This window comes from Alkaliphilus metalliredigens QYMF, assembly GCF_000016985.1.
GTDB classification, from domain to species: domain Bacteria; phylum Bacillota; class Clostridia; order Peptostreptococcales; family Natronincolaceae; genus Alkaliphilus_A; species Alkaliphilus_A metalliredigens.
Genome location: NC_009633.1, coordinates 1,113,241 through 1,137,312, shown reverse-complemented (window position 1 = coordinate 1,137,312; position 24,072 = coordinate 1,113,241). Strand labels below are relative to the sequence as shown.

The 24,072-nt window shown below is 37.1% G+C and carries 22 protein-coding genes and 1 other annotated feature; of the genes, 5 read left to right on the top strand and 17 right to left on the bottom strand.

The window, feature by feature from the left end; translation table 11 throughout:
• Nucleotides 1-31: 31 nt before the first annotated feature.
• On the bottom strand, nt 32-1,147 hold the full coding sequence (locus tag AMET_RS05355; protein ID WP_012062339.1) for an aminopeptidase: 1,116 nt from the start codon (nt 1,145-1,147) through the stop codon (nt 32-34).
• Nucleotides 1,148-1,351: 204 nt separating this feature from the next.
• Here AMET_RS05355 and rd point away from each other — a divergent pair, with 204 nt between their 5' ends.
• Complete coding sequence (rd, locus tag AMET_RS05350) at nt 1,352-1,510, top strand: rubredoxin (protein WP_012062338.1); 159 nt, start codon at nt 1,352-1,354, stop codon at nt 1,508-1,510.
• Between the two features lie 86 nt (nt 1,511-1,596).
• Here the strand turns inward: rd and trpA are convergent, their stop codons facing one another.
• From trpA to trpE, 7 genes are all read right to left on the bottom strand, one after another.
• Entirely contained in the window at nt 1,597-2,397 is an 801-nt protein-coding gene (gene trpA / locus AMET_RS05345) for a tryptophan synthase subunit alpha (RefSeq protein ID WP_012062337.1), read from the bottom strand.
• Nucleotides 2,387-3,589 (bottom strand): tryptophan synthase subunit beta, encoded by a 1,203-nt coding sequence (gene trpB / locus AMET_RS05340; RefSeq protein WP_012062336.1) that lies wholly within the window; start codon nt 3,587-3,589, stop codon nt 2,387-2,389. Before trpB ends, trpA begins: the two co-directional genes overlap by 11 nt.
• Entirely contained in the window at nt 3,586-4,200 is a 615-nt protein-coding gene (locus AMET_RS05335; protein WP_041720389.1) for a phosphoribosylanthranilate isomerase, read from the bottom strand. The genes trpB and AMET_RS05335 overlap by 4 nt, the downstream gene beginning before the upstream one ends.
• On the bottom strand, nt 4,193-4,978 hold the full coding sequence (trpC, locus tag AMET_RS05330; RefSeq protein ID WP_012062334.1) for an indole-3-glycerol phosphate synthase TrpC: 786 nt from the start codon (nt 4,976-4,978) through the stop codon (nt 4,193-4,195). The genes AMET_RS05335 and trpC overlap by 8 nt, the downstream gene beginning before the upstream one ends.
• On the bottom strand, nt 4,975-5,997 hold the full coding sequence (trpD, locus tag AMET_RS05325) for an anthranilate phosphoribosyltransferase (protein ID WP_012062333.1): 1,023 nt from the start codon (nt 5,995-5,997) through the stop codon (nt 4,975-4,977). Before trpD ends, trpC begins: the two co-directional genes overlap by 4 nt.
• Before the next feature lie 89 nt (nt 5,998-6,086).
• Nucleotides 6,087-6,650: an anthranilate synthase component II gene (locus AMET_RS05320; protein ID WP_012062332.1), complete on the bottom strand. Its 564-nt coding sequence runs from the start codon at nt 6,648-6,650 to the stop codon at nt 6,087-6,089.
• 11 nt (nt 6,651-6,661) lie between these two features.
• Nucleotides 6,662-8,119, bottom strand: coding sequence for an anthranilate synthase component I (trpE, locus tag AMET_RS05315; protein WP_041720388.1), 1,458 nt, complete (start codon nt 8,117-8,119; stop codon nt 6,662-6,664).
• Nucleotides 8,120-8,304: 185 nt separating this feature from the next.
• Nucleotides 8,305-8,565 (bottom strand) — a binding site (T-box leader).
• Nucleotides 8,566-8,715: 150 nt separating this feature from the next.
• Here trpE and AMET_RS05310 point away from each other — a divergent pair.
• On the top strand, nt 8,716-9,600 hold the full coding sequence (locus AMET_RS05310; protein ID WP_012062330.1) for a DMT family transporter: 885 nt from the start codon (nt 8,716-8,718) through the stop codon (nt 9,598-9,600).
• A gap of 81 nt (nt 9,601-9,681) precedes the next feature.
• Here AMET_RS05310 and AMET_RS05305 read toward each other — a convergent pair whose 3' ends face one another.
• The 5 genes from AMET_RS05305 to lonB form a co-directional block, all read right to left on the bottom strand.
• Nucleotides 9,682-10,542: a shikimate dehydrogenase gene (locus AMET_RS05305; RefSeq protein ID WP_012062329.1), complete on the bottom strand. Its 861-nt coding sequence runs from the start codon at nt 10,540-10,542 to the stop codon at nt 9,682-9,684.
• Between the two features lie 75 nt (nt 10,543-10,617).
• A complete protein-coding gene (aroQ, locus tag AMET_RS05300) occupies nt 10,618-11,055 on the bottom strand; it encodes a type II 3-dehydroquinate dehydratase (protein ID WP_012062328.1) in 438 nt (145 codons plus the stop codon).
• 114 nt (nt 11,056-11,169) lie between these two features.
• Nucleotides 11,170-11,796 carry a ribosome biogenesis GTP-binding protein YihA/YsxC gene (gene yihA / locus AMET_RS05295; protein WP_012062327.1) on the bottom strand — a complete coding sequence of 209 codons (627 nt, stop codon included), beginning with the start codon at nt 11,794-11,796 and terminating at the stop codon, nt 11,170-11,172.
• Complete coding sequence (gene lon / locus AMET_RS05290) at nt 11,786-14,137, bottom strand: endopeptidase La (protein WP_012062326.1); 2,352 nt, start codon at nt 14,135-14,137, stop codon at nt 11,786-11,788. The genes yihA and lon overlap by 11 nt, the downstream gene beginning before the upstream one ends.
• A 232-nt stretch (nt 14,138-14,369) precedes the next feature.
• Nucleotides 14,370-16,064: an ATP-dependent protease LonB gene (lonB, locus tag AMET_RS05285; RefSeq protein WP_012062325.1), complete on the bottom strand. Its 1,695-nt coding sequence runs from the start codon at nt 16,062-16,064 to the stop codon at nt 14,370-14,372.
• Nucleotides 16,065-16,249: 185 nt separating this feature from the next.
• Between lonB and AMET_RS05280 the strand changes: the two genes are divergently transcribed.
• Both AMET_RS05280 and AMET_RS05275 read left to right on the top strand, forming a co-directional pair.
• Complete coding sequence (locus AMET_RS05280; protein WP_012062324.1) at nt 16,250-16,801, top strand: chromate transporter; 552 nt, start codon at nt 16,250-16,252, stop codon at nt 16,799-16,801.
• The gene (locus AMET_RS05275) at nt 16,788-17,312 is read left to right on the top strand and encodes a chromate transporter (RefSeq protein WP_012062323.1); all 525 of its coding nucleotides are present in this window, start codon (nt 16,788-16,790) and stop codon (nt 17,310-17,312) included. The genes AMET_RS05280 and AMET_RS05275 overlap by 14 nt, the downstream gene beginning before the upstream one ends.
• Before the next feature lie 144 nt (nt 17,313-17,456).
• Here the strand turns inward: AMET_RS05275 and clpX are convergent, their stop codons facing one another.
• The 4 genes from clpX to AMET_RS05255 form a co-directional block, all read right to left on the bottom strand.
• Entirely contained in the window at nt 17,457-18,719 is a 1,263-nt protein-coding gene (gene clpX / locus AMET_RS05270; RefSeq protein ID WP_012062322.1) for an ATP-dependent protease ATP-binding subunit ClpX, read from the bottom strand.
• A 24-nt stretch (nt 18,720-18,743) separates the two neighbouring features.
• Nucleotides 18,744-19,328: an ATP-dependent Clp endopeptidase proteolytic subunit ClpP gene (gene clpP / locus AMET_RS05265; protein WP_012062321.1), complete on the bottom strand. Its 585-nt coding sequence runs from the start codon at nt 19,326-19,328 to the stop codon at nt 18,744-18,746.
• 47 nt (nt 19,329-19,375) lie between these two features.
• Complete coding sequence (gene tig / locus AMET_RS05260; protein WP_012062320.1) at nt 19,376-20,662, bottom strand: trigger factor; 1,287 nt, start codon at nt 20,660-20,662, stop codon at nt 19,376-19,378.
• 455 nt (nt 20,663-21,117) lie between these two features.
• On the bottom strand, nt 21,118-22,107 hold the full coding sequence (locus AMET_RS05255; protein ID WP_012062319.1) for a LacI family DNA-binding transcriptional regulator: 990 nt from the start codon (nt 22,105-22,107) through the stop codon (nt 21,118-21,120).
• A gap of 365 nt (nt 22,108-22,472) precedes the next feature.
• On the opposite strand from AMET_RS05255, the gene AMET_RS05250 reads away from it, so the two are divergent.
• A complete protein-coding gene (locus tag AMET_RS05250; protein ID WP_012062318.1) occupies nt 22,473-24,014 on the top strand; it encodes a bifunctional GNAT family N-acetyltransferase/carbon-nitrogen hydrolase family protein in 1,542 nt (513 codons plus the stop codon).
• Nucleotides 24,015-24,072 lie beyond the last annotated feature (58 nt).

Below are 24,072 nucleotides of genomic sequence, written 5' to 3'. Positions count from 1 at the left end.
GTCTCCTCTTTTTACTGTGCATCTATGCTTTCTACTTTAAATTTTCAGGATTTAATCCCTTTAGTTCATCTAAAACAAATATCCCATCCTTACGGATTAACACGCTATCGAAGTACATTTCTCCACCACCGAATTCAGGTCTTTGGATTGATACAAGGTCCCAGTGAACTGATGAACGGTTGCCATTATCTGCTTCTCCATAGGCATTTCCAGGGGTAAAGTGGAAGCTCCCCATGATTTTCTCATCAAACAATGTATCCTTCATTGGGGTTAGTATATAGGGATTGACACCAATGGCAAACTCTCCAATGTATCTTGCGCCTTCGTCGGTATCTAATATTTCATTGATTCTTTCCGTATCATTGCAGATTGCATTGACGATTTTACCATTTTTAAATACAAATCGAATATTTTCATAGGTAAATCCTTGGTAAAGGGCTGGTGTATTGTAGGTAATATGTCCATTAACGGAATCTCTTACTGGTGCCGTATACACTTCTCCATCTGGTATATTACGTTTCCCTGCACATTTAACATTTCCCATTCCTTGGATGGAGAATCTTAGGTCAGTTCCTTCCCCCACAATATGTACTTGATCTGTTTTTTCTAGCAAAGTCACCAGTGCATCCATTGCCTTATCCATATTTGCATAATCTAAATTACATACGTTGAAGTAGAAGGTTTCAAAGGCATCAGTACTCTGATTGGCTGCCTGAGCCATAGAATCATTGGGATATCTCAGCACAACCCACTTGGTATTGCCTACTCTTTCCTGAATATGTACTGGTCCAACAAGCTTCTCTGAATAAATTTTTAGCTTTTCACCTGGTACATCACTCATTTCTCCGGTATTGTTACCGGCTCGGATTCCAATATAGGCATCCATGTCTTTCATTCTTTCTAATTCATATTTAGCCACTAGCTCTATTTGCTCTTCACTGGCGCCCAATAGTAATTCTCTGTTAAACTTAGGTTCTTTGATAGTAACGAAGGGCAATGCTCCTATCTTATATGTTTCTCTAATTAATGCTTGTACCAAAGGATACTCTAAACCCACCGCTTCAATCAGAACCTTCTCTCCTGGTTGAAGGTCTACAGAATAATTAATTAAATTATAAGCTAACTTCTCTACTCTAGAATCACGCATAAAATCACTCCTTTAGGAATTTTTGGAATCATCTAAATTTATTATAACATATTAAAGTTATTTTATGGTAGTCTATGTGGTGATGAGTTCTTTAGGATTTTATTTCTTTTTTGTTTATGTTTTCATTTATTAGGGTATAATGAAAGTAGCCTACATAACTGTTGTTTAAGTAGGAAATATCTATAAGAGAGGGGAAATGTTATTATGAAATATGTTTGTATTCCATGTGGCTATGTTTATGATCCAGAGCTAGGAGATCCTGATGCAGGAGTTGCTCCTGGAACAACTTGGGAGGATGTACCAGAGGATTGGGTATGCCCTGTATGTGGTGTTGGCAAGGACATGTTCGAGCTAGAAGAATAACTGAATTATACATATAAATCACAAAAGAAGAGACCCTAGAGTCTCTTCTTTTGTATGTTTTAACAGAAAATTCTACTTCAAGATTTTCAACCTAAGTTTTTAAATTCATATAACTTTTCAATAAATTTAGAAACCCTTTCCACTGAGCTTCTATCCTCTAAACCCGCTTCAATTTTCTCTATCACAGCACTACCTATAATGAAACCGTCACATATGTTTTTTAATTTATCCATCATCTCAGAATTTGATATACCAAAACCTATGACCAAAGGGATCTCCGTATAGGTTCTTAATTGTTGCATAAAGCCTTCCAGATTTCCTGCAAGACTATTTCTTTTTCCTGTAACTCCAGTAGAAGAAACACAGTAAATAAATCCTTCAGCATCCTGTACAATTTCCTTCATTCTATCTTCAGATGTAGGCGCAACCAAAGGGATTAGGTCCATTGGATATTGTTGCATCATCACTTGTAGTTCTCTTCTCTCCTCTAGAGGAAGATCTGGAATAATCAATCCATCTATGCCGATTTCCTGACATCTATTTAAAAACGTCTCTAGACCATATTTAAACACACAGTTATAATAGACTAAAAACACCAGGGGAATTTGTGTTTTTTCCCTTAATTTTATGACCAATTCAAAAATAGCTTCCATATTAGCCCCAGCATTTAATGCTCTTTGAGATGCCCTCTGTATGACGGGACCATCAGCTAAAGGATCTGAATAAGGAATCCCTAACTCTATTATATCTGCTCCTGCCTTCTCCATTGCCAATACCAAATCAAATGTTGTCTCTAAATCTGGATCTCCAGCAGTAACATAGGTTATCAACGCCTTCTCATCATACTCTTTTAATGCCTGCAACTTATTGGTTATTCTACTTATCATCTCTATTTCCCCCTAATAATTTTGAAATGGTGTGGATATCCTTATCCCCCCGTCCCGAAAGATTAAGAACAATAATATCATCGCCTTTTGTCTTGGGTGCTAGCTTCATTAAGTAAGCAATAGCATGGGCGCTCTCTAGTGCTGGAATAATTCCCTCTAGCCTTGTTAGTAATTGAAATGCTTCTAATGCCTCTTCATCAGTAATGGCTACATAATTTGCTCTACCAGTATGATGATAATAGGCATGCTCTGGCCCGATTCCTGGATAATCCAAACCTGCTGAGATAGAATGTACCGGTGTAATTTGCCCCTGTTCATCCTGTAGGAGATAAGTCATCATACCGTGAATAACTCCCATGCTCCCCTTTGTGATGGTGGCAGCATGCTGATCCGTCTCTACACCTAGCCCTGCTGCCTCCACTCCATACAACGCCACAGCTTCATCTTCATAAAAGGGATAAAAAAGACCCATGGCATTGCTTCCGCCTCCTACACATGCCACTAAATAATTTGGAAGTCTTCCTTCTTTTTCTAATATCTGCTCCTTCACTTCATCACCAATAATCCTCTGAAAATCCCTGACCATAGTGGGATAGGGGTGTGGTCCTACAACTGACCCGATTACATAATAAGTATCCTTTACATTTGCCACCCAATCTCTTATGGCTTCGTTGGTGGCATCCTTTAGGGTTGCTGTTCCAGATGTGACAGAAACGACCTCGGCCCCTAGCATCTCCATTTTAAATACATTTAACGCCTGTCTTTCAATATCCTCTGCTCCCATATATACAACACATTCTAAATCAAACATTGCACATATAGTTGCAGTAGCAACACCATGCTGCCCGGCTCCAGTTTCTGCTATGATACGCTTTTTTTTCATCTTCCTTGCCAATAGCACCTGTCCGATCACGTTGTTAATCTTATGGGCCCCGGTATGATTTAAATCCTCCCGTTTAAGATAAATTTTCCCGCCCCCCAGTTTTTTGGTCAAATTTTCAGCATAGTATAGAGGTGTCGGTCTTCCGGAATACTCCCTTACATAGTACCGATACATTTCCTGAAATTCATCATCTTCCTTGGTTTGTATAAACTGTCTCTCCAATTCAATGAGTGCATTCATTAAGGTTTCTGGTACAAATTGTCCTCCAAATTTTCCAAATTTCTTAGGTAGTTCCTTTACTTTCATCATACTTTCCTCACCCTTTCTATCATCTTTTTCATTTTTTCAAAATCCTTGTATCCATGGGTCTCCACACCACTGCTTACATCCACTACTGCTGGCTGTATTTGTTCAATTGCTTCTTTTACATTTTCAGGATTTAATCCTCCAGCTAAGATCACACACTTATCCCTGTTTAATCTAGTCAAATGAGAAGATAATCCCCAATCAAAGGCCTCTCCCGTTCCTCCATATTGAGTCTTATGGTAGGTATCTAATAAATAACCATTGACCTGATAATCTTCCATCTCTTTAAAGCTATTTGCATCCTTTATTCTAAAAGACTTCCAAACATTCTGCTGGAACTGTCTACAATAATCCATATCCTCATCACCATGAAATTGCAATATATCCAAGCTGCAAACCTTAGCAATCACCTTTACTTCTTCTACTGAATGGTTTAAAAAAACCCCTACCTTTTTTATACTTTTATCTAGACTCGCAATCAATTCTTTAGCATCCTCCTTCGTTACCCGTCTACCACTAGGAGCAAAAACAAATCCTATATAATCAGGTTTTAGTAAATTGACATAGGTGATATCCGCTGCTCTTTTTAACCCACATATTTTTATCTTAGTCACATAAACCACTCCTAAGCTCCCTTAGCTTTTCTCCTATGGAGTCTGCCCTCATTAAGCCTTCCCCCATCAGTACTGCATTAATACCATAGTTCTTCAAAAGCTTCATATCCTGATTTGTTTTGATCCCACTTTCGCTGACAACAATTTTATCCTTTGGAATGAAGGGGAGTAGCTCCGCCGTCCTATCAAGGGTCGTATCAAAGGTTTTTAAATCTCTATTATTAATCCCAATGATTTCTGCTCCTGTCTCTAATATCATCTCTAATTCTTCTTTATTGTGTACCTCTACTAAGGAGTAGATTCCAATCTCTGCAGCTATCTTTTGAAATGCTATCATTTCTTTTTTCGTCAATGCTGCTGCAATCAATAGTATGGCATCTGCTCCTAAGGCCTTTGATTGATAAATTTGATAGGCATCTATCATAAAGTCCTTCCTCAGTAGTGGTATCGTAGTCATCTTCCTTATATCCTGAAGATAACGATTATCCCCTAGGAAAAACTGGTCCTCTGTCAACACCGATATGGCATCCACCCTATTTTTTTCATATTCAGCTGCTATTTTCACAGGATTAAAATCTTTTTTTATGATTCCCTTTGAAGGCGATGCTTTTTTAACTTCTGCAATCATGCTTATGCTCTCTCTGCCAACCAAGGCAGCTTTGAAGTTTCTTGCCTCTTCCATATCCTCTATTTGTTTCATTATTTCTCCAAGAGGAACCGCTACCTTCTCCTCTTTTACTTTATTTTTTTTATAGCGTATAATTTTATCTAAAATCATACTTTCAACTCCTGACTTAATTTAATCAGCTGATTTAATTTATCTAGAGCCAAACCCATATCAATGACTTCCGCTGCTCGATCTATGCCTTCCTGCAGGGAGTTTGCGGCATTTCCCACATATATAGCGGCTCCAGCATTGATTAATACCATGTTTCGCTTACCTCCTGTTTCACCCTTTACTATATTGAGAATAATTGAGGCATTCTTTTCGGCATCTCCTCCCGCCAAATCCTCTTTATCTGTTAACGGGATATCAAATTGTCTTGGGTCAATCACATAATTAGAAATCATTCCATTCTTCAATTCACTTACCTTTGTCTTGGTGGTTGTGGTTATTTCATCCAAACCATCTAGACCATGGACCACCATCCCTCTCTCCACACCCAACTCTTTTAGTACCTGGGCCATTACTTCCGTCAGAGATTCGTCAAATACCCCTAAAACCTGTCCCTTTACCTTTGCGGGGTTGGTTAAGGGACCCAATATATTAAAGATCGTTCTAACCCCCAACTCTCTTCTGGCTGCCGCTGCATATTTCATGGCCTGATGAAATTTAGGAGCAAACATAAAACCCATATTTACCTGTTCCACACATGTCTCAACCTGCTTTGGTGTTAAGTCAATATTCACACCCAACTTCTCTAACACATCTGCACTGCCACATTGGCTGGATACTGAGCGGTTTCCATGTTTTACCACAGTTACCCCTGCTGCTGCCGCCACAAAGGCTACTGCTGTGGAAATATTAAAGGTATTGGCTTGATCCCCTCCAGTACCACAGGTATCAATACTATGGGGTTGATTCACCTCCACCACCAAAGCCTTACTTCTCATGACCTTAGCACTTGCTGTGATCTCCTCTACGGTCTCGCCCTTCATCCTTAGGGCAGTTAAAAATCCTCCGATTTGAGAATCCGTAACCTTACCCTCCATAATGCCCTGCATCACCGCCATCATTTCAGTCTCGGCTAAATCCTGTCGTCTGATTACCTTATCAATGGCCTGCTGCATCATCATAATCATCACCCCTATCATTCTTATATTTTTGAAATATGATTAAATAAAGATCTATTTTTAGAGAACTTTATATTAAGTTCTAACACATATTATATATTTAAAAAATTCCTAATCATCTTTTTTCCACCTTCTGTAGCAATGGACTCAGGGTGAAATTGAAGACCAAATATGGGATGTTTTTTATGCTTTAGTCCCATAATTTCTCCGTCGTCACTTGTGGCAGTAATCTCAAGTTCTTCTGGGAAGCTATCTACCTCCACCACAAGAGAATGATACCGAGTAGCCTTTAAGGGTTTTTCAATCCCCTCAAACACATCATCTTGATTATGTTGAATTAATGATATTTTCCCATGGATGGCTCTTTTAGCATGGACAACTTTCCCTCCAAAGGCTTCTCCAATTGCTTGATGTCCGAGACACACCCCTAATATTGGGATTTTAATCCCCAATTCCTTAATAACTACTTTAGATATACCAGTATCCGTTGGAAATCCTGGACCAGGAGAAATAATAATATGAGAAATATCCATCTCCTTCAACTCCACTAGACTTACCTTGTCATTTCTAAATACCATTACCTCTGGATTAATCTCTCCAATATATTGATATAAATTGTAGGTAAAAGAATCATAATTATCAATGATTACAATCATTTTTCATCCCCCTATGCTATTTTTATGGTTTCTACTAATGCGTCTAATTTTCTAAGCGTTTCCTTATATTCTGCTTCTGGATTAGAATCTGCAACGATTCCTGCCCCTGCCTGTAAATACGCAATACGATCTTTAATCAAGAGAGTCCTTATGGCAATACACATATCCATGTTGCCATCGAATCCAAAGTAACCTACTGCGCCCCCATAGATTCCCCGTTTTTTATTTTCTAGTTCATCTATAATCTCCATGGCTCTTATTTTAGGAGCTCCCGATAAGGTTCCTGCAGGAAGACAAGAAATCAACGCATCATACATATCTTTCTTTTCTTGTAAACTCCCCGTAACGATAGAAACAATATGCATGACATGGGAATAGTAATAAACCTCCATATATTCCTTTAGTTCCACGGTTCCAAAATTAGCTATTTTCCCAATATCGTTTCGTGCTAAATCCACCAACATCAAATGCTCTGCTCTTTCCTTTTCATCCTCAAGTAACTCCTTAGCCAGCCTTTCATCCTCTTGACTGGTTTTACCACGGGGTCTGGTCCCTGCTATGGGGCAGGTTTCAACCTTACTTCCCTTGACCTTTACCAATAACTCAGGGGATGCACCTACCACCTGATATTCTTCAAAATTGATATAAAACATATAGGGTGATGGACTAATACTTCTTAGATTTCTATAAATCTGGAAAGGAGATGTTTTCACTTCAACTTGTAGCCTTTGAGATAACACCACCTGAAATATATCACCATTTTGTATATACTCCTTTGCCCTCAATACTTTTCCCATAAAGCTTTCCTTGGTTTCATTACTGCTATATTTGATTTTTTCCTTTGCATTTTTTGAGAATACTTCTTCAGGTATTGGCGTTTGAAATATTTGTTTTTTGATTTCCTTCAACCGCTTGACCCCTGCTTCATAGCTTTTTGAGTTGTCTCCCTCTAGTACTATATTGACCAAAATTATAATTTTGTGCTTCAGATGATCATAGACGATGACTTCCTTTGTCAGTAAAAGATGTATCTCTGGAATTTTTATATCTTCTTCATTTACATTTGGAAGCAATTCATAATTTCTGATGGTATCATAGCCTATAAAACCCACTGCCCCGCCACTAAAATCTGGCATACCATCCATAAAAGGAGTCTTATATGCCTTCATAATGGATTTTACAATCTCCAAGGGAATGCCCTTTTCAGTAGAAATTTTATTATTTTGAAAAATCTCAACTTCATCACCGTGGCCTTTTATTGTCATAAATGGGTCTCTTCCAACATAGGAATATCTTCCTTTCTTTTCACTTCTCTCTACACTTTCCAAAAGATAACAATTGCTCTCTTTACATAGTTTTTTAAATAGGGTAATAGGTGTCTCCATATCACCCTGTATTTCCTCATAAATGGTTGACATATTATACCCTTTGCTTACTTTCTCGAATGTTTTTAAATTTGGATAGATCATTTTTTTCCTCCTCCTAAGAATTTTTTTAATATGATTAAACAAAAAAAAGCACATCATCCCTATAATTAAGGACGAAATGCTTTTCATTCCGTGTTGCCACCTGTATTGGATGTTATCCTATCTAAAATGGTTTTCAACAAACTTAATAGAGAAAATTAAGTAATAAAAAAACACTTCAATCCCTATTACAGGACGAAATGTTATATTCCGTGTTGCCACCCATTTTAGATAGTATAAACTATCCCACTCTTTTCAGGTACGGAAATAGTCTTATCTACTTCGATACCCTGTCTCTATAACGTGAGACCTACGGCAAGTGATACTCTCAATAATTTCCCACTGCTTCTCATGGAACCATTCAATAAGTCTATCCGCACCAGGCTCTCACCACCCCCAGCTCGCTTTAGCATAAGCACTTACTTACTATTTCCAATCATAGAATTTAATAAAATTTATTTTTCTAAATTCTACTATATTTCTGAATGTTTGTCAATTTAAAAAAACAAAAAAGTTTATTCTTAAATATTTTTACTTTTGTATTTTGAAAAAGTATTGTAGAATTAGGTTATCCAGTCTTAATAGAGAGGGGTATATACATGACAAAACAAATAAAAGCCGATTTAGCGTTACTAATGGTTACAATTGTATGGGGTTCTTCTTTTATTCTATCTAAAAATACCTTAGATCATTTATCTACCTATAATTTCCTAGCCATTCGTTTTATTTTGGCAGCGGCTCTATCTTCCCTTGTTTTTTATAAAAACATGAGACAAATCAACCGCACAACCTTAAAATATGGTGTTTTAATCGGCTTGATTTTATTTACGGCATACGCCTTCCAGACCATTGGTTTAAATTATACAACCGCATCAAAATCTGGCTTTATTACAGGTTTTGCAGTGGTAATCGTTCCAATATTTTCAGCTTTATTATTAAAACAAAGACCCCATAACAAGGCCATCCTAGGAGTCATCTGCGCTGTCATTGGCTTAGGGTTCTTAACATTGGATGCACATTTCGCCTTAAACATTGGGGATATTTATACCTTAGTTTGTGCTTTCATGTTTGCCTTTCATATCCTTGCGGTTGGTAAATATACAGTGAAAGTAGATTCTATCGCCCTAGGTATTATACAAATTGCCACGGTTGGGATATTAAGCTCTATTTTTACCTTTTCCTTAGAAAGCCCCATTATTCCTAGGGGAACTGAAGTTTGGACTTCTATTTTTATTTTAGCAATCCTGGCTACCTCCGGGGCCTACATTATACAAAATACCATGCAAAAATTTACTTCTCCAACCCATACCGCCTTAATCTATACAGGAGAACCAGTCTTTGCGGCTTTATTTGCCTACCTCTTAGCTGGTGAAATATTAAGTTCTCGAGGTATATTTGGAAGTATACTTATCTTATCTGGTATGATGATTTCAGAAGTAGATTGGGCTATTCTATTTAAGAAGCAAAAAAGCTTGAGTCACTAGTAGGCAGATAGTTGCATTCCTCTCATTAGTGGAGATGAGCATGTTCTCATCTCCTTTTCTATACTAAAGCATTATCTCTACTCACTTAGAAAGAATGATTCTCTTGATATATTCTATGGGCATATCCTCACCAGTCCATAGCTTAAAAGCTAGAGCCCCCTGTCCAATGATCATTCCCAATCCATTTATTGTTTTGCAGCCCACCTCTTCCGCCATATGCAGTAGCTTCGTCTTAGGAGGAGCGTAAACAACATCTGATACGATTAAATCTGGATGTAGTATGTCAGTACTTGAAATAATACTCTTCTCTTCATGAGAACCCATCCCAAGGTTTGTACAGTTGATAAACAAATCTGCTTCTTTTAATTGTTGTTTTAATTCATTATCCTCATATCCTGTTGCTGATGTCTTGCAAGTTGGTATATTCTTGTTAATAATATTGCAAATTTCTTCTGCTGCCTCTACAGTACGATTTAATATTGTAATTTCCTTTGCACCCTCTAGGGCCAGTTGAATCGCTACACTTTTAGAGGCACCGCCTGCACCAGCAATAACGATTGTTTTCCCTTCAGGAGAAATCCCTTCATCAGCCAAACCCATTACATACCCTTTTCCATCGGTATTATAGCCTTTTAAATGCCCATTTTTATTTACTACGGTGTTTACTGAGCCTATCAGTCTTGCTTCTTCCGATATCTCATCTAGCAAAGGAATAATCTTTTGTTTATTAGGCATTGTTACATTAAATCCAGCTACATCCAATGTCTTCATGGCATCCACTGCTTCTTTTAAATTATCCTCTTTTACTTCAAAAACAAGATAGACATAGTCTAATCCCAAATGTTGAAAAGCCATGTTGTGCATAAGAGGTGAAAGACTATGTCTTACTGGATAGCCCAACAACCCTACTAATCTTGTGTATCCGCTTATTTTGAATTCCATTATATCTCACTCCTTCTTTACTGTTAAATTGTGCATCCTCTTCACAATATCCTTTACTTTTATCTAGTACTCCACTCACTCCATTGCTCCTACAGCAGCCCTTAAACCCATAAGGTAACTATCTAAACCAAATCCAGAGATTTGACCTTTAGCAATTTCAGCAAATACAGAATGATGACGGAATTCTTCTCTTGCATGAATATTAGACATATGAACCTCAACAATAGGTACTGTCAAAATCCCAAGGGCATCCCTGAGTCCATAACTATAATGAGTCCATGCACCGGCATTGATGACGACAGCATCTACACCTTCTAAGTATGCTTCATGTACCCGTTCACACATGGTGCCTTCATGATTTGTTTGAAAGCTTACCACCTCAACACCTAGTTCTTTACCAAGTGCTTGCATTTTCTCATCAATTTCATTAAGTGTAATGGTACCATATTGCTTAGGATCTCTTTTTCCAAACATATTATGGTTGATTCCATGTAGCATTAGAACTCTCTTCATCGCTTTTCTCCTCCCTTTATACTCTAGGATTATCGGTCAGAAGTGATACCTCTCCTAAAGTCATCTCTTAAAGCTTTAATAAACCATGTAAGGAAAAAGCGCAAAAGTAGTAAACTACTTTGGCGCTTCTTTCTCTATTGTGATCGGTAATTCATTTTCCACAAATATATCTTCTAATGCACCCCATAATTGCTCAATGCCTAGTTTTTTTAATGAAGAGATTGGAATCAAACGATCCTCTGGTGACATGCCTAAGGTATCTCGTATCATTTTAAAATGCTTCTGATGCTGTGATCTTGCTATTTTGTCGGATTTAGTTGCAACCACTATGGTTCCATATCCATAATGCCTAATCCATTGATACATCTGTTGATCTTGCTCACTGGGTTCATGTCGAATATCTATTAACAGTACGACCTCATAAAGATTAGGTCGATTGGATAAATAGGTCTCTAACATTTTTCCCCAAGAACTTTTTTCTCCCTTAGAGACTCTTGCATAACCATAGCCCGGCAAATCCACAAGATGAAATTCCTTATTAATCAAGTAAAAGTTAAGGGTACGGGTTTTTCCAGGGCTAGAGCTGACTCTAGCTAATTTTTTTCTGTTTAGTATTGTGTTAATCAAAGAAGATTTACCAACATTTGATCGTCCTGCTAGTGCAATTTCTGGTAATCCTTCTTCAGGATATTGTTTGGGTGCCACTGCACTCATCACAATATCCGATGTTTTAATTTTCATTTTGTTCGCCCCTTTTTAATGTATGCTCTAGTACCTCGTCCATATGGGAAACAAATTCGAATGACAGTTTCCGCTTGACATTGTCAGGAATATCCTCCATATCTCTTTTGTTGTCAATGGGTAATAGAATCTTTTTAATACCGGCTCGATTTGCTGCCAATACTTTTTCCTTTACACCACCAATTGGCAACACGCGTCCCCTCAAAGTGATTTCTCCTGTCATTGCCACATCTTTAGATACTGGAATATTTGTCAAGGCAGAAATCATTGCGGTGGCCATGGTAATTCCCGCTGATGGTCCATCCTTTGGAATGGCGCCTTCAGGAATATGAATATGGATATCTATCTTTTTATGAAAATCAGGATCTATCTTTAATTCATTTACTCTAGACCGAATGTAACTTAATCCCGCCCTAGCAGATTCCTTCATAACATCTCCTAATTGACCTGTTAACACAAGCTTACCATCTCCTTGCATCGGTGTCACTTCAACAGACAATGTTTCACCGCCTACAGATGTCCAAGCTAATCCCCTTACAATACCCACCTCATCTTTTTCATTGATCATCTCATAACGATAAATAGGACTGCCTAGATATTTTTTGAGATTCCTTGGTGTGATTCGTACTGATTGAAGTTTTTCTACAATCACACGCTTTCCTATTTTCCTGCAAAGGTTGGCAACCTGTCTCTCTAAACTTCTGACACCAGATTCTCGTGTATAATAGTTACTGATATCTCGAATCGTCCTTTCAGAAATATTAATCTGATTTTTCTTTAAGCCATGTACTTTTAATTGCTTAGGCACTAAATACTTTTCAGCAATTTTTACCTTTTCTTCTTCCGTGTACCCAGCAATTCGAATGACCTCCATTCGATCCAATAAAGGTCTCGGAATGGTATCCAAACTATTGGCCGTTGTAATAAACAAAACCTTGGATAGATCAAAGGGCATCTCTAAATAATGATCCGTAAAATCATCGTTTTGTTCTGGATCTAATACTTCTAACAGAGCTGCTGCTGGGTCTCCTCTAAAATCACCTGCTAGTTTGTCTATTTCATCTAGTAGGAAAAGTGGATTTTTTGATTCCACTTGTCTCATAGAGGAGATAATTCTTCCTGGTATTGCTCCTACATAGGTTCTTCGATGTCCTCTGATTTCAGCTTCATCTCTCACGCCACCTAATGACATTCTGACAAACTTTCGATTTAGAGATCTCGCGATAGACTTTGCAATTGAGGTCTTCCCGACACCCGGCGGTCCTACTAAACAAACGATGGGACCTTTCATAGACTTCGTTAATTGTCGAATTGCTAAGTATTCTAAAATACGTTCCTTAACCTTTTCAAGTCCATAATGATCTTCATCTAATATTTCTGCAGATTTTTTTAAATCCAAGCGATCCTTTGTTTCTTTATTCCAGGGGAGACTCAGTATCCAATCTATGTAATTTCGAATCACACCAGATTCAGCTGCAGCGGGGGATAATTTTAGCAAACGATCGATTTCCCGTTGTACCTTTTCATGGCTCTCCTTAGGAAGCTTCAGTTTTTTAAGCTTTTGGCGATAGTCATCTGCTTCCTCTACCACATTTTCGTCTTCTCCTAATTCTTTTTGAATGGCTTTCATTTGTTCTCTTAAATAATATTCTTTCTGTACTTTATTAATCTGTTTCTTCACACGTGTATTAATGGTTTGCTCAATTTGAAGGATTTCAATTTCCTCAAGCAAGATTCTATATAGTGTTTCTAATCTTTCCTTAGGATTGAAAGCTTCTAAAATCTCCTGTTTTTGAGGTGGCTTTAAGGCCATATTAGAAGCAATTGTATCGGCTAATCTTCCTGGTTCCTCAATTTCAGACAAACTAATCAATACTTCTGGAGATATTTTATTACTTACCTCTATGTATTCTTCAAAGCTATCTAGCACACTTCGCATCAAAGCTTCTGTTTCATTATTTTTTGTAATTTCTTCCTGATAGTTTTGCTCCTCGACCTCTACTAAAAAATAAGGCTCTTCTTTAACAATTCCCTTAATTTCAGCCCGGGTAATTCCTTCCACCAGTACCCGAATTGTATCTCCAGGGAGCTTTAACATTTGCTTAATTTTAGAAATTGTTCCAACTTTATAAAAATCATCAGCGCTTGGTAAGTTTATGTCTGCTTCTTTTTGAGAAGCTAAAAAAACCAATTGATCATTAACCATTGCCTCTTCTAATGCATGGATTGATCTTTCTCTTCCCACATCAAAATGAAGGACCATATAAGGAAAAATAGTCAAACCCCGTAACGGTATAAGTGGCAATTGACTGACTTTTGTTGTCATTTTATTTTCAGCCATATTATCATCTCCTTTTCTTATGTTTCTTACAATATCGTAAAACAGTTTAATACGCTTGTTAGTACTATATGTAAATAAATACCAACTATCTTTAGCAGTTGACTATCATTATATCCCTTTGTTCACTACTTTTCAATATTTTACCCTAATTCTAGTGAATCTATCACTTGAAACAGTAACCTTTTTGTCTTAACCTCATTAATTCGCATTTTAAAGCAGATAAGATTTAAACTTATCTGCTTTTTAAGTTCTGAATTTCACTTCCTAGGGCTGCTACTAGAGGGATGTTTGGGTTCGTTTGTTTATCAATTTCCTCTTTCGTTTCCACTGCTGCAAGTCTAACCACTTCTTCTATTGTATCAACAGGTATCACTTCTATCTTAAACTCTTTAAATCTTTCTTGATAATTATCCTTTGGAATCAGAACCCGGGTACATCCGGCTTCTTTTGCTGCCTCAATTTTCGCAGTAATTCCGCCAACAGGCTTTACCTTCCCCCGAATGGATATTTCACCTGTCATAGCCAACTGTGAATCAATTGATAGGTTCTTTATGGCTGAGAAGATAGCTGTTACCATGGTAATTCCAGCTGATGGTCCATCGATGGGTATACCACCTGGAAAATTTAAATGAATATCGTAGTCTCGAGGATCCACATTTAAATATTTTCTAATAACAGTTAACACATTATCTACAGAATCCAGAGCAGTGCTCCTTCTTTTTACTGTTCTACCCGGTGTATTGGTTTCTTCTCGATCTACAATTCCAGTGGTGATAATCCGTCCTTTTCCCTTTCTGGGTATAGCAATGGCAGAGCATTCAATTTCGATAACCATTCCCATATTAGGTCCATAGACTGCCAGTCCATTAATATAGCCTACACTGGATTGAGAACCGACCTTTTTTTCTGGTCTTGGACTATAATGACCACTTTCAACTACCCATTGTATGTCTGCAATTTGTATTTTTCTCCTATTTTCTGTTATTGCAACGCCTCCTGCAATTTGGATCATATTAACCGTATCTCTACCATTTGTAGCATACTTTTTTATTTCTTCTATTGCTCTTTCTTCAATTTCAAGTTTGCTTTTTTTACAGGCATTGATTGCAATTAGCCCAATCTCTTCTTTGTATAATGGTCTAAAATAAACTTCTACACATCTAGATCTCAATGCTGGTGGTAAATCCTGAGCCATCCTCGTTGTGGCACCTACTAATCTAAAGTCTGCTGGCAATCCATTTTGAAATATATCGTGAATGTATGGAGGGACATTTTCGTCCTCCGCACTATAATATGCACTTTCTAAAAACACTTTTCGATCCTCTAAAACCTTTAATAGCTTATTCATTTGAACCGGATGCAACTCTCCGATTTCATCTAAAAACAGCATTCCGCCATGTGCTTTGGTCACTGCACCAGGCTTTGGTTGCGGAATACCTGCTTGTCCCAATTGTCCTGCTCCTTGGTAAATCGGGTCATGTACCGAACCCATTAATGGATCTGCAATTCCTCTATCATCAAAGCGCAAAGTGGTGGCATCCATTTCGATAAACTTAGACTCTTGATTAAATGGCGAACTTTTATATTTTCTAGCTTCTTCTAACATAACCCGCGCGGCGGCCGTTTTGCCAACTCCAGGGGGTCCATAGATAATCACATGTTGTGGGTTTGGACTACATAAAGTAGCTCGCAATGCCTTTAATCCATTTTCTTGTCCTACAATATCTTCAAAAGACGATGGTCTTGTATATTCTGATAAAGGAGTTGTTAAGGAACGCTTTCTTAACTCTCTCAGTTTCTCTAGTTCTTTTTTTGATTCTCGTTCAACTGCACTTTTATTACCCTGTTGACTTTTTAATAAATTAAAGAAATAGAGTCCAATTACAATTGCAAAAAAGAACTGGACCATGAAAAAAACATTAGGCAAATTTTCCCCTCCTCACTTAGCATTTGTAACCATAGTATGTGCATCGACTTCTATTTTATCCTGTGGTTCAAAACCTTCCTAGGCAAGTAGAAACAGGAAAATTTTTTGGTAAATTTTAAAATTATGCTATAATGAGATGTATGCAAAAGCAAGGAATTTGCCTTTTTGTAAATGGGAGGGGTTTTATGCTAAAAGATTATTTTAGGTTGTTTTGGATTTTTTTCAGAGTAGGTGCTTTTACATTTGGTGGTGGCTATGCAATGATTCCTATTATTCAGAAAGAAATTGTTGAAAAAGCCCAGCTAATTGATGATGATGAATTTCTTGATATTATTGCAGTGGCCCAAAGTTTACCCGGTGCGGTTGCTGTTAATACCGCTGTTTTTGTTGGATATAAGCTCTTGGGCTTTATTGGTGCCCTTTTTACCCTTGTGGGTACTGCACTGCCCTCTCTCATTGTGATTATCATTTTAGCCATTTTTTACAATGAAATCAAAGATATTCATAGTATTCAGTTGTTTTTCAGGGGTGTTCGGCCTGCAATTGTTTCCTTAATATTCATGGCTGCGGTCAAACTCTCTAAGTCCATTTCAAAGAAAACATTCAATTATTTAGTTATTCTTGGTTCCTTTACCCTTATTGTATTTTTGCAGGTGCATCCAATCTATGTTGTGATTATATGTGGGCTCTTAGGCCTCACTCAGCAAAGAAAGGAAAATAAAAATGAGCTATCTTAGTTTATACTTAACATTTTTTAAAATAGGAGCCTTTAGCTTTGGCGGTGGCTATGCCATGCTTCCCTTAATTGAAGAAGAAGTTGTGATCATTCACCAATGGCTGACCCACAGTGAGTTTATTGATATTATCGCCATTTCCCAAATGTCACCGGGACCCATTGCCATCAACACCGCTACTTTTGTAGGATATAAGTTGTTCGGTGTACCCGGCTCAATCGTTGCTACCCTAGGTGTCGTTAGTTTTTCACTTTTTATTGTCACCATTATAGCCAGGGCAATCATTCGATTCAGACAATCTCCTATTGTTGATAAAGTTTTTTCAGGAATTCGACCTGCTGTCATTGGCTTAATCGGAGCTGCCTGTGTTTCACTTTTTCAAAATTCCATAGACGATCTCAGAACACTTCTCATTGGTTTAATCGCCTTAGGAGTGCTGTACAAAACCAAACTTCACCCCATTGCTGTCATTTTTTTATCGGGACTATTAGGTATTTTATTTTACTCTCTTTAAGCAAAATAGCACTAGCACACTTGACTTCAAACGCAGGACTCTGAAAAATTGAATTTCGTAAAAGATAAAAAAACGCTGGAAATCAAAGGATTTCCAGCGTTTTTTTATCTTTTTCTATCCTAGATGTATTGCTAAAACTCCCTTTTATGAGGCAGTTTCCTCAGAATCATCCTTCTTAACATCCTTTAGTATAATTGTTGGCAAGCTTGCGTTCACAACTGTATCTTTTGTGACAATGACTTTTTCGATATCATCTCTAGATGGCACATCATACATAATATCCATCATTAAACCTTCAACAATACCTCTTAGTCCACGAGCACCCGTTTTTCTTTCAATTGCTTTTTCAGCAATCAGTTTCAATGCCTCGCCTTCAAATTCTACGTTCACACCATCGATTTCAAACAATTTTTTATATTGCTTGACAAGGGCATTTTTAGGCTCAGTTAGTATTTCAATTAAAGCAGCTTCATCTAATTGGTCTAAGGTCACAATCACTGGTAATCGACCCACAAATTCTGGAATTAATCCAAACTTCAGTAGATCCTCTGGTTGAATTTGCTTTAGTAGGCCTCCAATATCTTTCACTACCTTACTTTTTACGTCTGCACCAAATCCCATGGAGGTTTTTCCAGTACGTTTTTGAATGAGTTTTTCAATCCCATCAAAGGCGCCTCCACAAATAAACAGTATATTGGTTGTATCAATTTGAATAAACTCTTGATGGGGATGTTTTCTACCACCCTGAGGCGGTACGCTGGCCACTGTGCCTTCAAGAATTTTAAGTAGTGCCTGTTGTACACCTTCACCACTGACATCCCTTGTTATGGATGGATTCTCAGACTTACGGGCCACTTTATCTATTTCATCAATATAGATAATTCCCTTTTCAGCCTTTTCAATATCATAATCTGCTGCTTGAATTAACTTTAAAAGAATGTTCTCTACATCCTCTCCCACATATCCCGCTTCTGTTAAAGAAGTGGCATCAGCAATGGCAAAGGGAACATTTAAAATCTTGGCTAGGGTCTGAGCCAATAGGGTTTTTCCTGATCCTGTAGGTCCTAGCATCATAATATTACTCTTTTGTAATTCCACATCATCAGTCTTTGTGTCTGTGTTAATTCTTTTATAATGATTGTAAACAGCAACTGCCAATGCTTTTTTTGCTTTTTCTTGCCCAATTACATATCCATTTAAGATATCTTTAATTTCTTTAGGCTTTGGTAAATCCACCAAGTCCATTTCTACATTTTCTTCAAATTCTTCTTGAATGATTTCTTGACACAATTCAATACATTCATCACAAATATACACATTGGGTCCAGCGATCAGTCTACGTACTTGGTCTTGGGACTTTCCGCAAAAGGAGCATTTCAATTGTTTTTTTTCTTCAAATCTTGACATTTTTACACCTCTTTCGATCTCCCTTTATTTCCTTGAACTAATCACTTCATCAATGATTCCATACTCTTTTGCTTCCTTTGCTTCCATGAAGAAGTCTCTATCTGTATCCTTCTGAACACGTTCTAGCGGTTGGCCTGTTCTTTCAACTAGAATTTTGTTTAAGGTATCTCTTAACTTAACAATTCTCTCTGCATGAATACGAATGTCTTCTGCTTGACCTCTGGTCCCACCTAATGGTTGGTGAATCATTACCTCAGCATTTGGTAGTGCAAATCTTTTACCCTTTGCACCAGCAGCCAACAGAAATGCGCCCATACTGGCTGCCATCCCAACACAGATTGTAGAAACATCAGGTTTGATATAATTCATTGTATCATAAATCGCCATACCAGCGGTAATAGATCCTCCAGGACTATTAATATAGATTTGAATATCCTTGTCTGGATCCTCTGCTTCTAAAAACAGGAGTTGTGCCACAAGCAAACTAGCAGTCACATCATTTATTTCATCCCCTAAAAAGATAATTCTCTCTTTTAAAAGCCTTGAAAAGATGTCGTAGGATCTTTCCCCCCGACTGGTTTGTTCAACAACAACAGGCACTAAAGCCATAATGATCCCCTCCCAATATTAAATTTAAACAACTTCTATTATCAAACTTAAGAAACTTTTGCATTTTCAGCTAGTAAGTCAATTGTTTTCCTTACTATAATACCCTCTTTAATCGAAGTGTAATCTTGATCTCTTAAGTTGGATTTTAACTTATCAAGCTCTTGCTTGTATTGAGTCGCCATCCTTTCAAGCTCTTCGCTTACATCTGTCTCTGTGGCTTCAATTTTTTCCATTTCACTGATCCTATCAAGTACCAATTGTTGCTTTGCTCGTTTTTCAGCATCTTCTCTCATCTGACCTCTTAAGTCTTCTTCTTTTGTTCCAGTCATTTGATAATAGCTTTCAAGAGTCATCCCTTGATATTTTAGTTGATAGTCAAAGTCCAATAGCATATTATTAATCTGTCTTTCAATAACTGCATTTGGAATTTCAAGCTCTACTTGATTTGCTACCGCTTCTATTACATTATTTCTGTATTCTTGTTCTGTGCGTTTTTTTGCGCTTTCTTCTAGTTTGGTACTCAAATCTGCCTTCAATTCTGCTAGTGTATCAAACTCAGATACATCCTTGGCAAATTCATCGTCTAATGCAGGTAATTCCTTCTCTTTGATCTCATGTACCATTACTTCGAATGTTGCTTCTTTTCCTGCTAATTCTTCTGAATGATATTCTTCTGGGAAAGTCACCTTCACTTTGATTTCATCCCCAATACTTGCTCCAATTAATTGTTCTTCAAAACCAGGTATAAATTGATTTGATCCAATGGTTAAACTTTGTTTTTCAGCAGTTCCACCTTCAAATTGATCCTCACCTACAAATCCTTTATAGTCAATCACTACCATATCTCCATCTTGAACTGGACGATCCTCTACAGCAATCATCCTTGCATTTTGTTCGGTGAGTTTATTTAACTCATTTTGAACATCTTCTTCTTGTACATTATACTCGTTTTTCTCTACTTCTATACCTTTATATCCCTCTACGGTAAATTCAGGCATAACTTGTACTTCTGCTGTAAATTCAACATCTTCACCCTTTTTTATCTCTCCAAAATCAAATTCTGGTCGATCTATTGGGTCGATATTCAGCTCTTGTAAAGCTCCCTCATAGGCATCTGGTAAAACGATGTTCATTGCATCTTCAAAGAAAACCTCAACACCATATCTTTGTTCAACTAACTTCCTAGGTACTTTTCCCTTTCTAAATCCAGGTATATTAAAGCTAGACTTCATTTTATTGTAAGCTTTGTTAATTGCTACTTCAAATTGGTCTGCTCCTACCACGATCTTTAATGTAATTTTATTATCTTCTTTTTTCATTATTTCGGCACTCATTAGTGACCCTCCTCTTGTATAGTTAATTTTATTCTTTAAAATATTACATGAATTCATCCATATCTTTCTATATTCTTACCATCTTTATAGAAACATTAACAACCTACACAGAATTTCCCTTTGTTATTATACCAAACATTTGACGCTATTACTATCAATCACGATTACACCATAAAAAAACATCCATAAGATCATCTATAGGATGGTTAAAAGTATATGTCTATCATTCTAATACTACATAATTTAACCTATGTTGTCAATAAAATAGATGGATTTATTATTTTATTTCCCCTGTATTTTCAGTTCCGGTTTTATCAATAATACTGCTACCTTTTTAATTGTAATCACTTTCACAAAATTAACAGATTGCCCAAAAAATAAGGATTATGAAATACGTAATCATAATCCCTTCTTTATAGTAGTTAGACGAGGAAAGCGACATTTTGTTCCATGATTTAACTACTTTCCCTTTCAATCAAGCTATAGTCTAAACATATTTTTGTTTCCTCCAAAGGAGTATCATTGATAATTTTAGTTAATACCCTCATTCCGATGGCACCCATCTCGTACATAGGTTGAGCAATGGTTGTCAAGGCTGGATAAACCTTTCCTGACATATCAACATTGTCAAAACCAACGACTGCCAAGGTTTCAGGCATGGAAATATTCAATTCATGGGCCGCACGAATGACACCAATAGCCATTTCATCACTGGCTACAAAGATAGCACTAGGAGGCTCGTCTAATGCAAGAAGCTTTTTAGCTCCGTCATAACCACTTTTAAACCGATACCCACCCTCAACCACGAGTTTTTCATTATATGTAAGTTTCGCTTCTTTCAATGCCCTTTTATATCCTTCAAATCGATCTACCCCTATGACAGGATCTCTTTGCTTTCCTGTAATCATGGCAATCCTTTCATGACCCTTCTTAATTAGATAGTTGACCATCTCTTGACTTGCTTTCACATTATCAATGGTGACAGAGGGCAGGTCCTCATAATCTGTCCCAATTAACACTGTGGGAATTTTGAGTTTTTTTATTGTCTGAAAAAGCTCTTCAGACAACGCATTACCCATTAAAATCAAACCATCCACCTGCTTTTCTGTTAACACATTAAAATATTGCATTTCCTTTTCTGCATTTAAGTCCGTATTACATAAAAAGATTGTATAGTGATAAATGTTAGCAATATCTTCAACTCCCCTAACAACTTCGGGATAAAACTGGTTTGAAATGTCTGGAATCAATATACCAATGGTTTTTGTATTCTTTACTTTTAAACTCCTTGCAATTGCATTTGGTTTGTACCCTAATTCCTCAATCGCCTTTAATACTTTTTGTTTTGTTTCTTCCTTGACTACTTTACTATCATTAACCACTCTAGATACTGTAGAAATAGAGACCCCAGCCTTTTTTGCCACATCCTTTATATTGAATATCATCAAGTTCCCCTCCATGACTATTTTAACTATTAAGTTTACTTCAATTTTTTTAAAATGTCAATATCTTCATCGAACTAATTCAATGAAGATTTTGTCTTGACACTATCGTTTTACTCATTTCTATTTGTATCCATAATTGACTCACTAAAATCATCCCCTCTTTGGAAATATTTATTCAAAACATCTCTATGATCGCATTGGTCCTGCTAATCATTAATTTCCCACGGGGTCTAAATACCCGCCCCCTTTTTCTTTTTTTATTATGTTAATATGAATAGATGCGCTATGATAGGGGTATAAAGAAAAGTGATCGAACTTTTATGATTACTTAAATGACTTTAATTACAAATGAGAGGAATGAAATCATGTCTGACTTAGATTTATCAAAATTCGAAAATAAAATCATTCTACGAAACATCAAACCTGGTGACTTTGACAAAATCATTGCCCTTCAAAAAAAATGTTTCCCCAATATGAGTCCTTGGAAAAAAGAACATTTAGAAAGCCATTTCAGTATTTTTCCGGAGGGACAATTTTGTGTTGAGTACGATGGCAAAATCATCGGCTCTTGCTCTAGTTTGATCATCAACTTCGATGAATATGATGACCAGCATACCTGGGATGAAATTACTGATAAAGGATACATTACAAACCACGATTATGAAGGCTACAACCTTTATGGTATTGAAATCATGGTGGATCCTGATTACCGCCGCATGAAAATTGGAAGAAGACTCTACGAGGCTAGAAAAAAATTAGCTAGAAGATTTAATTTGAAGAGTATCATCATAGGGGGGCGTATTCCTCACTATCATCTCCATGCAAAGGAAATGACACCTAGGGAATATGTTGAAAAAGTCGAAGATCGTAATCTTTATGATCCCGTATTGACCTTTCAAATCATGAATGGTTTCTCTCTAAAGCGTATCAATACAAAATATCTCCCAGATGATGCGGATTCTTTAAAATATGCGACTTTAATGGAATGGCATAATGTTGATTATCAACCCAAAAGTAGAAGACAATTCAAAACTTCTTTCCCTGTCCGTATCTGCTCCATTCAATATCAAATGAAAAAAATTGATTCTTTTGAGGAATTTGCCAACCAATGTGAATACTATGTAGATGTCAGTGCAGGATATGGATCTGATTTCGCTGTATTTCCTGAGATTATTACAACACAACTCTTGTCATTTTTAGATGAAAAAAGCCCTAGTGAAGCCATTCGTAGATTGAGCACCTATACAGAGGATTATATTCGTCTTTTCACTCACTTGGCAGTAAAATACAATGTCAATATTATCGGTGGATCTCATTTTGTTGAAGAGGATGAAAACATCTATAATGTCGCATACTTATTTAGAAGAAACGGTACCATCGATAAACAGTATAAGCTTCACATTACGCCAAATGAGCAACGATGGTGGGGTATCAAGGCTGGTAATGAAGTCAAAGTATTTGATACTGATTGTGGGAAAATATCTATTTTGATTTGTTATGATATTCAGTTTCCAGAATTAAGTCGTTTCGTCACAGATGAAGGTGCTAACATCATATTTGTTCCCTTCTGTACCGATGAACGCCAGGGTTATCTACGAGTACGATATTGTTCTCAAGCCCGAGCTGTTGAAAACCAAGTATACATTGTCACAGCTGGAACTGTTGGGAATCTAACTCATGTCCCTAACATGGACATTCAATATGCCCAATCAGGTATCTTCACCCCTTCAGACTTTGCGTTCCCACGGGATGGCATTGTAGGGGAGTGTAGCCCTAATATTGAAACCGTGGTTGTGGGTGATGTGGATCTTGAGATACTAAGAAGGCATCGACGTTCTGGTACGGTTAACCACATTAAAAGCAGACGAAAGGATTTATATGATGTGATCATTAAAAAAAGGGAGTAATTTATCTTGGATGCATTACTCAAACTCCCCATGTATTAAGTCTCATCTTATTTTAAGG